Genomic DNA, 12,622 nt, shown 5'->3' with positions numbered 1-12,622 from the left:
CAGCTTTTCTTTACCCGACTCTCTGTAGTCTGCCTGCGGAACAGCAATTTGGCACCGCAGGCAGATGCAGGACACAAACACATTGATACAGGTGGCACCGGGGGCCACACCTTCCGCAAGCGACAGTGTTGACGATGCCCCGCGCGTTGTACCACGCGCACTCAGCAGCCGGGAAAAGGCTGCCGTCGTTGTTAGGCTATTGCTGAACGAAGGGGCCGACATTCCCTTGGAGGAGCTTCCCGACGAGCTACAGGAAAAACTGACTCATCAGCTGGGGCAAATGGGGCTGGTGGATCGCGTAACACTGGACGCCGTCGCTGCCGAGTTTGCCGAGGCTCTGGAAAGTATCGGCTTGTCCTTCCCTCACGGATTGGCGGGCGCATTGGACGCCGTGAACGGCAAGATCGCTCCGGCAACAGCGGCACGATTGCGCAAAGTGGCCGGTGTACGCCAGGTCGGTGATCCGTGGCAGCGTCTCAGGGAAATTCCGGCCGAAGATCTGGCTCAGATCGCGCAGGCCGAATGCCTCGAAATCGCCGCTGTCATGCTGTCCAAACTGGAAACCGCCAAGGCTGCGCAAATGCTGGGGCATCTGCCCGGCCCCGTGGCGCGGCGCATCACTTACGCCGTGTCAAAAACCACCAATATCACGCCCGAGGCTGTCGAACGGATTGGCTGGTCTCTAGCGGCGCAGCTTGATCAACGACCAGCAACCGCCTTTAACGACGGCCCCAGCGAACGGGTCGGCGCCATTCTGAACCAATCTGCTGCGTCCACTCGCGATGGCCTGCTAACGGCGCTGGACGAAGAAGATTCCGATTTTGCCAGCCTCGTGCGGCAATCAATTTTCACCTTCGCCCATATCCCTGCCCGCATCTTGCCCAGGGATGTTCCTGCAGTCTTGCGGAGTGTCGACCAACCCGTCCTTGTCACCGCCCTTGCAGGGGCTGATACCGAAGGCGACAAGGCCTCAGTCGAATATCTTCTGACCAACATGTCTTCGCGGATGGCAAACAATCTGCGCGAGGAAATGGCTGAGCGCGGCAAGGTCAAACAGGCAGAAGGTGAAGACGCCATGACACAAATTGTCGGCGCCATTCGCGCCCTGGTGGACGACGGTGCGATCTCTTTGGTGGAAGACGAAACCGAAGAATGACCGTGCCTTCAGCATGTTTCGCTGAACGCTTGTGGTTGCGACCATCGGCTTGTATGTCTGAAATCCAAATGGAAGCAGCCGCCGAGACCTCTGAATGCCCGTTGAAAAGTCTGAACTCAGCCGTTTTGAGCTTGGCCAATACTATGTGACCGGTCTTTTTCTGAGGGGCGTAATCGGCGCAATGCGGCTGTTGCCCTACGAGCGGCGGATAGCAACCATGGGCGCGCTCATGCGCGCTCTGGCTCCTGTGGTCGGCTTTACAAAACGCGTAAGAACCAACCTCAAGCTGACCTGCCCGGAGCTGCCGGAAGAAGAGGTCAGCCGGATCTGCAAGGCAGTACCCGACAATGCCGGGCGCGCAATCATGGAGCATTTTTCACCCGCAGGCTTCACCGAACGCCAAAGCCACGCCAAGATTTCTGGTCCTGGTATCGCCGCGTTTGACGACGCGGTTGCACAAGGCAAGCCGGTGATGATGATCACGGCGCATTTTGGGCATTACCTTGCCGCGCGGATAGCCCTACAAACCCGCAGCGGGCAACCCATTGGATGCCTGTATCGCCGTATGGCTAACCCATACTTCAACGATATGTATGTTGAGGCCTTCTACAAGACCGGCGCCCCGATGTTCGAACAGGGTCGCCGTGGCATGGTCGAAATGGTTCGCACGCTTAAGAAAGGCGGAATCATTGCGATTGTGTCCGATCTCCACGCGCATGGCGGTGAAGAGTTGACGTTTTTCGGAAAACCCGCTGTCACCTCGGTACTGAATGCGGAATTGGCGATGAAATACAACGCCGTTTTGATCCCTTGTTATGCTGTACGCCAACCTAACGGTATTGATTTCGAAATCGTGCTGCACGACCCTGTCGAGCACACCGACCCCAAAACAATGACCCAGTTCACCAATGACGATCTTGAGGCCATGGTTCGTAAAAACATGGGTCAGTGGTTCTGGATTCACCGCCGGTGGAAAACGTGGAATGGGCTGGGGGTGCAGCCCGAGGACATGCCCTGATTACTTGACCTTAGCGGCCGCAACAATCGGGCCGTGTCCGGCCATCTGCACCAGAACGACCGCGGGCAAATCCGATGTCAGCTGCGCTGAAAACTGCTGCGGCGCGACCCCATCCCATTTCCCGGCCATCTGCCAGGATTCGACCACATTGGCATAGTCAAGCTCATGCCCCGCCAGCTCTCCGCGACGGATCGAGGCATGGCGCATGGGTGAATACTGCACCACCCGCACGTCGTAGGTCCCGCCATCTGGCAGGTCGACTGGGGTGACATCCACCGTCACATCATTTCCGACACGTGCAGCCACGACCTCGGCCTCGGGCGCGGCAGTCAGGTGGGCGTCGATGATCCGTTCAAGCTCTTGCGATTTCGCGCCGACAACATCTTGCTGACCGTTGATGACCATCTGCGGCGTGTAAATCATCGAGCGCCCCCCCCAACGGGCATAGGCCCGCTGGCGCAAGGTGTGGTCGGGCTTGGCATATTCATCCTCCCAACCGATGTAATCCCAGTAGTCCACATGCAGGGCCAGACCGATCACATCATCGCGCTTGACCAGCTCGTGCATCAGCTTGTCGGCAGGCGGGCAGGACGAACAACCTTGTGAGGTGAACAGCTCGATCACGACCGGGTCGCTTTCGGCCTCTACAGGAGCGGTCAAAACAAGTGAAAGCAAAGAGGCAACGGCGGCGGTTCTGATCATATCTGACCTCGGGCTGATAACTATTATGTCTGGATGCGATAACCTGCGTGAATGGTGTACCATTCTTTGCGCTTCACCCACCAATCAAGGTTTCTTGAGAAACCGCAACAGAAGCCTCTTGAATTGCATACCACCGCATACAAGATAAATGGGAACGGTTTCCTGCGCCCAAACAGGAGACAATCATGCTACAGAAAACCCATAGCGAATCCCAATTTCCAAGTCATTTGAGAGGGAGGCCACCTGATGCCCATCAAAACCGGACAGGACACCGCCAAGACACGCCGCAGTCTAAGCGTGAATGGCAAGTCCATTGCCTATTATTCAATCCCCGCCGCGCAAGAGGCCGGACTTGGCGATTTTTCGCGCTTGCCTGCCGCCCTGAAAGTGGTGCTGGAAAATATGCTGCGGTTCGAGGATGCGGGCTTTTCCGTCTCGGTCGATGACATTAAGGCGTTTGGCGAATGGGCCAGCAATGGCGGCAAAAACCCACGCGAGATCGCCTATCGTCCGGCCCGCGTATTGATGCAGGATTTCACCGGCGTTCCGGCGGTGGTCGATCTGGCCGCGATGCGCGACGGGATCAAGGGCTTGGGCGGTGACGCGCAAAAGATCAACCCGCTGAACCCGGTCGATCTGGTCATCGACCATTCGGTCATGATTGACGAATTCGGCAATCCGCGCGCATTCCAGATGAATGTAGACCGTGAATATGAGCGCAACATGGAACGGTACCAGTTCCTGAAATGGGGCCAGTCGGCGTTCAACAACTTTCGCGTAGTACCCCCCGGAACCGGCATCTGCCATCAGGTGAACCTTGAATACTTGGCGCAGACCGTCTGGATCGACACCGACCAAAACGGGGATGAAGTCGCCTACCCCGACACGCTGGTCGGCACCGACAGCCACACCACCATGGTCAACGGCATGGCCGTTTTAGGCTGGGGCGTTGGTGGGATTGAGGCTGAGGCAGCCATGCTGGGTCAGCCGATCTCGATGCTGATCCCCGAGGTTGTGGGCTTTGAATTGACGGGCGCAATGGTCGAAGGCACCACCGGCACCGATCTGGTGCTGAAGGTCGTGGAAATGCTGCGCGAAAAGGGCGTGGTCGGCAAATTCGTCGAATTCTTTGGCGAAGGTCTCGACCGTCTGCCACTGGCCGACCGGGCGACCATTGCGAACATGGCACCGGAATATGGTGCGACCTGCGGGTTCTTCCCGATCGACGGCGAGACCCTGCGCTATATGCGTAATACCGGCCGGGATGAAGATCGTCTGGCGCTGGTTGAAGCCTATGCCAGGGAAAACGGGCTCTGGCGGGATGAGAATTACAACCCGATCTACACCGACACGCTGAGCCTGGACATGGGCACCATCGCTCCGGCGATCTCGGGGCCCAAACGGCCGCAGGACTACGTCGCCCTGACCGATGCCAAATCGGCGTTCGAGCGTGAAATGGCCGAGACGTTCAAGCGCCCAATGGGCAAGGAAGTCCCCGTCAAAGGCGAAGATTACACGCTGGAATCGGGCAAGGTCGTGATCGCCTCGATCACCTCTTGTACCAACACCTCGAACCCCTATGTGATGATCGGCGCGGGACTTGTGGCGCGCAAGGCCGCCGCGTTGGGGCTGGACCGCAAGCCATGGGTCAAAACCTCGCTCGCGCCGGGGTCGCAGGTTGTCTCGGCCTATCTTGAGGCCGCCGGTCTGCAGGCCGATCTGGACAAGATCGGTTTCAACCTTGTGGGCTATGGCTGCACCACCTGCATCGGCAACTCGGGCCCGATCCAGAAGGAACTGTCCGAGGCGATTGCCGAGGGCGATCTAGTCGCCACCTCGGTCCTGTCGGGCAACCGCAACTTTGAGGGGCGGATTTCGCCGGATGTACGCGCCAACTATCTGGCCTCGCCGCCGCTGGTGGTGGTCTATGCGCTGGCAGGAACGATGGATATCGACCTGACCTCGGAACCGATCGGGCAGGACAAGGACGGCAACGACGTCTTCATGAAAGACATCTGGCCCACCCAAAGCGAGATTGCCGAGTTGGTCCAGCAGACCGTCACCCGCGAGGCGTTCCAGTCAAAGTATGCCGATGTCTTCAAAGGCGATGAGAAATGGCAGGATGTCGAGGTGCCCCAGCAAGAAACCTATGACTGGCCGCCCACATCGACCTATATCCAAAACCCGCCCTACTTTCAGGGCATGAGCCCCGAGCCGGGCACGATTTCAAACGTCGACGGGGCCAAGGTTTTGCTGATTCTGGGCGATATGGTGACAACCGACCACATCTCGCCCGCCGGGTCATTTGCCACGCAGACGCCTGCGGGCAAATATCTGACCGACCGTCAGGTGCAACCGCGCGAATTCAACTCCTATGGGTCCCGCCGGGGCAATCACGAGGTCATGATGCGCGGCACCTTCGCCAATATCCGCATCAAGAACGAGATGCTGGATGGCGTTGAGGGCGGCTATACCAAAGGGCCGGATGGGCAGCAGACCTCGGTCTATGAGGCGTCGATGGCCTATCAGGCCGAAGGTACGCCGCTGGTGGTGTTCGGCGGCGAGCAATACGGCGCGGGCTCCAGCCGCGACTGGGCGGCCAAGGGAACGGCGCTGCTGGGCGTGAAGGCGGTGATCGCCGAGAGCTTTGAGCGTATCCATCGCTCGAACCTTGTGGGGATGGGTGTCATTCCGCTGGAATTCACCGGCGGCGATACCCGCAAGTCGCTGGGTCTGACGGGGGACGAGACGGTCTCGATCCACGGGCTGGACACGATCCAGCCGTTGCAAGAGGTGCCCTGCACCATTGTCTATGGCGACGGGTCCGAGAAGACCATCACCCTGAAGTGCCGCATCGATACCGCGCCCGAGATTGAATACATCGAAAACGGTGGCGTGCTGCACTATGTGCTGCGGAACCTCGCCAAAGTGGGGTGATCTAAGGCCAGGTCTGAAACCAGAAAGGACGCCAGCAGGCGTCCTTTGTTTTACGAGGCTTTGCCCCCCGCTCCGAAGTGTTTTTGAGCAGAAGAAGGGGCGGGTTCTAGTTGGCTGCCGCCTTTTCCAAAGCCGGGCGGATCGTACTTTCGATCACCCTCTGCGTGATCGGGCCGGCAAAGCGCAGGATGATCGTACCCTCGCCGTCGATCACATAGGTTTCCGGCACGCCATAAACGCCCCAGTCCAGCCCCATGCGGCCCTGCTCATCACGTCCAATTCCTGCATAGGGATCACCCAGTTCAGTCAGGAAGCCCTCGGCATTGTCCAACTGGTCCTTATAGTTGATTCCATAGACCGGGATGCCTTCGTCAGACAGCGCCTGCAGGTTCGGATGCTCAACCCGGCAGGGCGCACACCAACTGGCCCAATAGTTGACCAGCTTGACTTCACCATCGCGCAGGGTGGCATCGTCGAAATTTGGCTTGCCCTCGAACTGTGTCAATACAACCGGCGGCGCGGGTTGTCCTTCGCGGGCTGAGGGGAGCGCGTTCGGATCGTCGCGAAACATTCCCACGGCGGCCAGCACGGCGAACGCCCCAAAAATCAGCGGTGGCGCAACCATCAGAGGCGAGATTTTAGCCATTGCGCGTCATCCTTTGCTCGACCTTCTCCATCTCGGCGCGGACTTTTCGGCCTCGCATCACGCTGAACACGATCAACGCGACCAGCAAAGCAATCGAGACGACATAGGACCACATCACCGTGTCGGCGTATTTTCCAAGATCAGGGATCATCCGTTTACCCTTTCTCGCGCCAGCAGCGCCTTGATCCGGCGCGCGCGGATCTCCGTACCCGTGCGATACAGCACCAGCGCGATGAACAGCAGGACAAAACCGATCATGCACAGAAGCAGCGGATAGAAATAGATATTGCTGACCTTTTCCTCGGTATCTGCACCGGTCACTGCCGCAGCCCGCATGACAGACGCACCCTGATGTAGCCCCTGATTCCAAAAATTCACCGCATAGCGGCTGAGGAGCGCAAAGACGGATCCCACTAGACACAGAACCGAGGTCAGATCGGCGGCGGTATCCGGGTCTTCGATCGCTTCCCACAGGGCGACGTAGCCCAGGTAGAACAGGAACAGGATCAGGAATGAGGTCAGGCGCGGGTCCCAGGCCCACCACGTGCCCCACATGGGCTGACCCCAGATTGCGCCCGTCGCCAGTGCGATCAGTGTCATCACGATGCCAATGGGCGCAGCCGCGCGGGCAGCCAATGCGCTGACATGGTGGCGACGCACCAGCCAAACCAGCGAGGTGGCCAACATCATCAGCCAGCAATTGATTGCCATCAGCGCCGCCGGGACGTGCAGGTAGATGATCTTGACGGTTGATCCCTGTTTGTAATCATCGGGCGTGAAGAAGAACCCCCAGATCAGCCCCACCACGATGCAGGCGATGGACGTAATCCAGAAAAACGGCATAACACGTTCACTGGTCGCAAGGAACTTGCGCGGGTTGGCGTATTCCCAGAGGGCGTTGGCTTTGGCTGCGATAGACATGGGCCTTATCTAGTCCGAGTCGGGCGTGTTCTCAATTGACCTCAGTCAATGTTTGAGCACGTCACCGAAGGTTGATACGCAAAACGGCGGCGCTGGCAAACGGCAGCAACGCAATAGTGGCGGCAGTGATCCCCGCCAGCATGAGCAGTGGGGTCTGGGTTTCCATCCCCGTGGCGCCTCGGCGGGCGACTTCAGCGCCGAAGATCAGCGTGGGGACGTAAAGCGGCAAGACCAGCAGCGACAGCAGCAAACCGCCGCGCTTCAGGCCGACGGTCAGGGCAGCGCCGAAGGTGCCGATGACGCTCATGGCCGGAGTGCCGATCAGCAGCGAGATCACAAGCCACGAAAACCCCGGCACCGGCAGGTTCAGCAGCACGCCCAGAAAAGGCGCGGCCAGTACCAGTGGCAGGCCGGTGGTCAGCCAATGGGCCAACGCCTTGATCGTGACCACCGATTCCAGTGGCAGCGGTGCCGTGGCCAGCAGGTCGAGCGAGCCGTCCTCCCAATCCAGCGCCAGCAGGCGGTCCAACGACAGCAGGCAGGCCAGCAGAGCGCCCAGCCACAGGATACCCGGCGCGATGGTCGAGAGCAGCGAGGACTGCGGCCCCACTGAGAACGGCACCAATACGGTGACAATCAGGAAAAAGGCTAGACCAAGGCCGAACCCGCCGCCCGCGCGCAGCGCCAGTTTCAGGTCACGCAACAGCAGGGCGATCACAGGAAACCTCCGTCGAAATCGTCGATGGGTTTGGGTTTGGCCTTGTTGGGGCCGACATCCAGAACCTCTCCGTCCAGGCCGAGGTCGATATGGGTGGCAATCAGGGCCGAGCCCCCCTGCCCCAGATGCGTGCGTACCGCGTCGGCGAACATCTTCACCGCGTTTTGGTCCAGCGAGACGGTCGGTTCGTCCAGCATCCAGATCGGCCGCCCCGTAACCAGCATCCGCGCCAGCCCGAGACGCCGCTTCTGCCCAGCCGACAGGTTGCCCGCGTGGCGGTCAGCCAGATCATTCAGGGCAAAAGCGTCCAGCGCGGGCTGGATGCCTTGCGTGCCAAAGACCGAGGCCCAGAAGCTGAGGTTCTCGACAACCGTCAGCGTGGGTTTCAGCCCGTCGGAATGTGAGGCATAGGCGATCTGATCCTCGGCCCCTTCAATGCGGCCTTGCAGCGGAGGCTGTAGCCCGGCCAGCGTACGTAAAAGAGTGGTCTTGCCGATTCCGTTTGGCCCACGCAGGATCAGCGCTTTGCCGGCAGGCAGCGTAAAGCTGAGCCCTTCGAGCACGGGAATGCCGCCACGGGTAATGGCCAGATCGGTCACGGTCAGTGTCATAGCGTCCGCTTAACGGATTGTGGAGGCGGACAAAAGGTGGGAATTGCCGCAGAGCTTTGGCGGTGGCTTTGTGTGGTCAGGTCAGGAGTGAGGGGCCAGCCCCTCACACTCCCCGAGGTATTTATGGCCAGATGAAGGAAGATCCTTCAGACAGGGAGCGCGGCCATCGCGATACGGCGACCCTCAGACAGCAACACATTGTAGGTGCGGCAGGCGGCCGGGGAATTCATGATCTCGACGCCGATGCCTGCGTCTTCGAGCGTGCGGCGCAGGGTGGCCGAGATATGGGTCAGCTCGGCACCGGTACCGATGAACAGCACGTCGATGTGATCGGCGAGGTCTAGCAGAGGTGTTTGGTCGTCATACCCGTTCCACCCAGTTGTTCCGTTTGGGCCGGTTAGAACCGGACCATCGTGGACCTGTCCGCCGATACGAAAAAAGCCGGGGCCGTAGCCGTCTATCGGGGTGGCGTTGGTATAGGTGATCTCATTCAATCGCATGGTGGGGTTTTAGCCCCAAAGTGGTAGGCCCGACAAGGCGGCAAGCGCAATCGCGACATATGCAGCCGCGCGGTAGAGCCGCTCGTATTCGGGGCGGAACATCTTGCCGCCCAGCCAGTTGCCGATCAGATTGGGGATGGCAAGCATGAGGCCCAGCAGCGCGGCCGCGAGGGTTACACGGCCCATTCCGGTCAGATAGCCGAACAGCAGGAAGTCAAACGCGAACAGGAACAGCAGGATCGTTGCGCGGATGACGGTAACTGGCAGAGGGCGCGACATGTAGAACAGGATCACGGCGGGGCCTGGTAGGCCCGCGACTCCGCCCAGGAACCCCGCCGCGCAGCCGATTCCGACCACCATCGCGCGGCCGACAGGACCGTGGTAGCGCAGGCCCAGGATCAGGATAGCCAACATCGCAAGGGCCAGCAGGCTGACCGCGTATCGAAACACATCTGGGTCGACTTGCGTCAGCACCCAAAGCCCAGCCGGTAAGATCAGCGCGCATCCAGCCACAAGGCGGATCAGGTCACCCCGCTCAACCTCGCGCCACGCACGGCGCAGGTTGGGGAGCGGCCCGAAGATGTCCATGATGGTTAGCCCTATCAGCGCGCCGAACGGGCCCAGAATGGGCGTCGCGATAGGCAGGAAGATCAAGGCCGTGCCAAAGCCGGAAAAGCCGCGCACGATGCCGCTGAGGAAGGCGGCGCATAAAAGGATGGCCAGCCCCACAGGGGACTGGCCGAAAAGATCAGGCGTCGACGTTTGCAAACTGGTTGCCCGCCGTATTCGACGGCTTGGACCAGTCGCGTTTGACCCCCAGCCACAGCAAGATGGTCGAGGCCACGAAGACCGAGGAATACGTCCCCACGATCACACCCCAGATCATCGCGAAGACAAAGCCACGGATGACGTCTCCGCCCAGCACGTACAGCGAGATCAGCGCCAGCAGGGTTGTGACCGAGGTCATGACCGTCCGGCTGAGGGTCTCGTTGATCGAGATGTTCAGCACCTCTTTCAGGTCTTTCTTCTTGTACTTGCGTAGGTTTTCGCGGACGCGGTCGAAGACAACAACGGTGTCGTTCAGCGAATAACCCACGATGGTCAGCAGCGCCGCGATGATGGCCAGATCAAACCGGATTTGCAGTTCCGAGAAGATGCCGATGGTCAGGATCACGTCATGCACAAGCGCGGCCACCGCCCCCAGGGCAAACTGCCATTCGAACCGTAGCCAGATATAGACCAGCACGGCCCCGATCGCGAGGACAACGGCGATCACGGCGGTCTGGATTAACTCGCCCGAGACTTTGGGGCCGACGGATTCGACCGACACGAATTGAATATCGGGGGCTGCCGCCTTCAATGCCTCTTCCACGGCCGTTACCGTCGCGGCCGAGACCGCTTCGGCGTCGTCCTGCGCCTGAATGCGGATCATGGCGACGTTTTCGTCCTCGCCAAAGGTCGGGTCGAAAATCTCGGTGATGGTGACATCGCCCAGTTCAAGCGGAGCGATGGCGTCGCGATAGGCGCCTACGTCGATCTCTTGCGCGGATTGGGTGCGGATCGTGGTGCCGCCCCGGAAGTCGATGCCGAAGTTCAGACCTTGCAGCATGAAGGACGTGAAGGCCACGACCATCATCAGGCCGGAAATGCCCAGCCAGACCTTCCAGCGGCTGAAGAAATCGAACGAGGTTTCCTGCGGGACAAGTTTCAGTCTCATGATCAAACCTCGATCGTTTTCGGGCGGCGGCGTTCGAACCAAATCACGATCATCAGGCGCGTCACGAAGATCGCGGTGAAGACCGAGGTGAGGATACCCAGACCCAGAGTGATGGCAAAACCGCGCACCGGCCCGCTGCCCATGGCAAAGAGGATCGTCGCTGTGATGAATGTGGTGACGTTCGCGTCCAGAATGGCCGACAGGGCCTTTTCATAGCCCAGTTCGATGGCACGCGCCGGACCTTTGGCGGATTTCAGTTCCTCGCGGATACGTTCAAAGATCAGCACGTTGGCATCCACCGCCATACCGACGGTCAAAACGATGCCCGCGATCCCCGGCAAGGTCAGCGTGGCCCCGATCAGCGACAACAGGCCAAAGAGCAGCCCAACGTTCAGGATCAGCGCGATATTGGCGAAGATACCGAACAGACCATAGCTGAGCGCCATAAAGACCAGCACGGCCACAAAGGCGACGATGGTCGCCACTTTACCGGCGTCGATGCTATCTTGCCCCAGTTCTGGGCCGATGGTGCGCTCTTCCAGAAAATCCAGCCCGGCAGGCAGCGCGCCTGCGCGCAGTAGGACGGCCAGATTGGTGCTTTCCTCGACGGTGAAATTACCGGTGATGATGCCCGACCCGCCCGGAATATGACTTTGGATCACGGGGGCCGAGATTACCTCATCATCCAGCACAATCGCAAACGGCGCGCCGATGTTTTCCAGCGTATAGTCGCCGAATTTACGCGCGCCCGAGGTGTTGAACCGGAAGCTGACCGCCGGGCGGCCGTTCTGGTCGAACGCAGGCTGGGCATCAACCAGCTCCTCGCCCGTTACAACAGGGGCAGAGTCGATAATGTAATACACGCCCTCTTCATCAATCGAGGGCACAACTTCCTGCCCGATACCCGGCGTTGCATCTGCGTCGGTGGTGCGACCGCCGACGGGATTGAAGGTCAGTTGGGCTGTCGTGCCGATGATGTCCTTCAGCTCTCCCGCCGAGCCGATGCCTGGCACCTGAATCAGGATACGATCCGCGCCCTGACGCTGAATAGTGGGTTCGCGGGTGCCGACCTCGTCAATCCTGCGGCGGATGATCTCAAGCGACTGTCGCACGGTGCGATCGTCTGAGGCCAGCTTTTCGGCATCCGACAGTTGCACAACGATGGTGTCACCCTCGGCGCGGGCTTCAATATCCGTTGCGCCAACGCCCGAAAGCGTCTGGACCTGACGGGCCAAACCGCGCACGACCTCAAGAGCACGGGCCATCCCCTCGGGCTGGCTGATGCGCACGCGAATCTCGTCAGGGGCCGAGTCCTGACGGCGGATCGTGCCAACCGTAGCCCGCTCATCGCGCAAAGCGTCGCGGATTTCCGGCCACATGGCATCCATGCGGGATTCGTAGACGTCCTGAACCTTGACCTCGGCCAAAAGATGCGCGCCGCCGCGCAGGTCCAGCCCCAGATTGACCAGCGAGGACGGCAGCCATTTCGGCCACTGCGCCGCCTCAGCCTGCATGTCTGAGGTGTCGATGCCAAGCTCGATCGCGGCTTTGGCATCGTTGGATTGCTCGACGCGCGTGTAGAACGCATTCGGCAGGGCCAAGAGCAGGCCGATCACGCAGACCGACCAGATCAGAACCCGCTTCCAGGTATCAATTTGCAGCATTACCCTGCCTTTTCAACGAGATATCGCGCGAA

General features: G+C 60.0%; 13 protein-coding genes. 3 read left to right on the top strand and 10 right to left on the bottom strand.

Going from position 1 to position 12,622, the window contains the following annotated elements; all coding sequences use genetic code 11:
- Positions 1-64 precede the first annotated feature (64 nt).
- Together ACR3EG_RS08100 and ACR3EG_RS08095 are read left to right on the top strand one after the other, a co-directional pair.
- Positions 65-1,156 (top strand): flagellar motor switch protein FliG, encoded by a 1,092-nt coding sequence (locus ACR3EG_RS08100; protein ID WP_480494779.1) that lies wholly within the window; start codon positions 65-67, stop codon positions 1,154-1,156.
- Positions 1,157-1,250: 94 nt separating this feature from the next.
- The gene (locus tag ACR3EG_RS08095) at positions 1,251-2,174 is read left to right on the top strand and encodes a lysophospholipid acyltransferase family protein (RefSeq protein WP_480494777.1); all 924 of its coding nucleotides are present in this window, start codon (positions 1,251-1,253) and stop codon (positions 2,172-2,174) included.
- Here the strand turns inward: ACR3EG_RS08095 and ACR3EG_RS08090 are convergent, their stop codons facing one another.
- Complete coding sequence (locus ACR3EG_RS08090) at positions 2,175-2,876, bottom strand: DUF1223 domain-containing protein (protein ID WP_480494775.1); 702 nt, start codon at positions 2,874-2,876, stop codon at positions 2,175-2,177.
- Between the two features lie 246 nt (positions 2,877-3,122).
- On the opposite strand from ACR3EG_RS08090, the gene acnA reads away from it, so the two are divergent.
- On the top strand, positions 3,123-5,813 hold the full coding sequence (acnA, locus tag ACR3EG_RS08085; RefSeq protein ID WP_480494773.1) for an aconitate hydratase AcnA: 2,691 nt from the start codon (positions 3,123-3,125) through the stop codon (positions 5,811-5,813).
- 106 nt (positions 5,814-5,919) lie between these two features.
- Here the strand turns inward: acnA and ACR3EG_RS08080 are convergent, their stop codons facing one another.
- The 9 genes from ACR3EG_RS08080 to secD form a co-directional block, all read right to left on the bottom strand.
- Positions 5,920-6,459, bottom strand: a complete 540-nt coding sequence (locus ACR3EG_RS08080; protein ID WP_480494771.1) for a DsbE family thiol:disulfide interchange protein — start codon at positions 6,457-6,459, stop codon at positions 5,920-5,922.
- Positions 6,452-6,610 carry a heme exporter protein CcmD gene (gene ccmD / locus ACR3EG_RS08075; RefSeq protein ID WP_170354552.1) on the bottom strand — a complete coding sequence of 53 codons (159 nt, stop codon included), beginning with the start codon at positions 6,608-6,610 and terminating at the stop codon, positions 6,452-6,454. Before ccmD ends, ACR3EG_RS08080 begins: the two co-directional genes overlap by 8 nt.
- Positions 6,607-7,380, bottom strand: coding sequence for a heme ABC transporter permease (locus ACR3EG_RS08070; RefSeq protein ID WP_170752529.1), 774 nt, complete (start codon positions 7,378-7,380; stop codon positions 6,607-6,609). The genes ccmD and ACR3EG_RS08070 overlap by 4 nt, the downstream gene beginning before the upstream one ends.
- A 61-nt stretch (positions 7,381-7,441) precedes the next feature.
- Positions 7,442-8,098 (bottom strand): heme exporter protein CcmB, encoded by a 657-nt coding sequence (ccmB, locus tag ACR3EG_RS08065; RefSeq protein ID WP_170354554.1) that lies wholly within the window; start codon positions 8,096-8,098, stop codon positions 7,442-7,444.
- A complete protein-coding gene (gene ccmA, locus ACR3EG_RS08060) occupies positions 8,095-8,709 on the bottom strand; it encodes a heme ABC exporter ATP-binding protein CcmA (RefSeq protein WP_480494768.1) in 615 nt (204 codons plus the stop codon). Before ccmA ends, ccmB begins: the two co-directional genes overlap by 4 nt.
- A 146-nt stretch (positions 8,710-8,855) precedes the next feature.
- The gene (locus ACR3EG_RS08055; RefSeq protein WP_170354556.1) at positions 8,856-9,209 is read right to left on the bottom strand and encodes an Mth938-like domain-containing protein; all 354 of its coding nucleotides are present in this window, start codon (positions 9,207-9,209) and stop codon (positions 8,856-8,858) included.
- A gap of 9 nt (positions 9,210-9,218) precedes the next feature.
- Positions 9,219-9,977, bottom strand: coding sequence for a TSUP family transporter (locus tag ACR3EG_RS08050; protein ID WP_480494766.1), 759 nt, complete (start codon positions 9,975-9,977; stop codon positions 9,219-9,221).
- Positions 9,958-10,926 carry a protein translocase subunit SecF gene (gene secF, locus ACR3EG_RS08045; RefSeq protein ID WP_170354558.1) on the bottom strand — a complete coding sequence of 323 codons (969 nt, stop codon included), beginning with the start codon at positions 10,924-10,926 and terminating at the stop codon, positions 9,958-9,960. Before secF ends, ACR3EG_RS08050 begins: the two co-directional genes overlap by 20 nt.
- Before the next feature lie 2 nt (positions 10,927-10,928).
- Entirely contained in the window at positions 10,929-12,590 is a 1,662-nt protein-coding gene (gene secD / locus ACR3EG_RS08040; protein ID WP_480494764.1) for a protein translocase subunit SecD, read from the bottom strand.
- Positions 12,591-12,622 lie beyond the last annotated feature (32 nt).

Source organism: Ruegeria sp. AM7 (assembly GCF_056535965.1).
This window is presented reverse-complemented; position numbering and strand designations above follow the sequence as displayed.

Excerpts from the sequence above, each read along its gene's own strand:
- ACR3EG_RS08100 (WP_480494779.1), top strand. The coding sequence starts at position 65 with ATGCAGGACACAAACACATTGATACAGGTGGCACCGGGGGCCACACCT.
- secD (WP_480494764.1), bottom strand. The coding sequence starts at position 12,590 with ATGCTGCAAATTGATACCTGGAAGCGGGTTCTGATCTGGTCGGTCTGC.
- ccmD (WP_170354552.1), bottom strand. The coding sequence starts at position 6,610 with ATGATCCCTGATCTTGGAAAATACGCCGACACGGTGATGTGGTCCTAT.
- ACR3EG_RS08070 (WP_170752529.1), bottom strand. The coding sequence starts at position 7,380 with ATGTCTATCGCAGCCAAAGCCAACGCCCTCTGGGAATACGCCAACCCG.
- ccmA (WP_480494768.1), bottom strand. The coding sequence starts at position 8,709 with ATGACACTGACCGTGACCGATCTGGCCATTACCCGTGGCGGCATTCCC.
- ACR3EG_RS08095 (WP_480494777.1), top strand. The coding sequence starts at position 1,251 with ATGCCCGTTGAAAAGTCTGAACTCAGCCGTTTTGAGCTTGGCCAATAC.
- ACR3EG_RS08090 (WP_480494775.1), bottom strand. The coding sequence starts at position 2,876 with ATGATCAGAACCGCCGCCGTTGCCTCTTTGCTTTCACTTGTTTTGACC.
- ACR3EG_RS08080 (WP_480494771.1), bottom strand. The coding sequence starts at position 6,459 with ATGGCTAAAATCTCGCCTCTGATGGTTGCGCCACCGCTGATTTTTGGG.
- ACR3EG_RS08055 (WP_170354556.1), bottom strand. The coding sequence starts at position 9,209 with ATGCGATTGAATGAGATCACCTATACCAACGCCACCCCGATAGACGGC.
- acnA (WP_480494773.1), top strand. The coding sequence starts at position 3,123 with ATGCCCATCAAAACCGGACAGGACACCGCCAAGACACGCCGCAGTCTA.
- secF (WP_170354558.1), bottom strand. The coding sequence starts at position 10,926 with ATGAGACTGAAACTTGTCCCGCAGGAAACCTCGTTCGATTTCTTCAGC.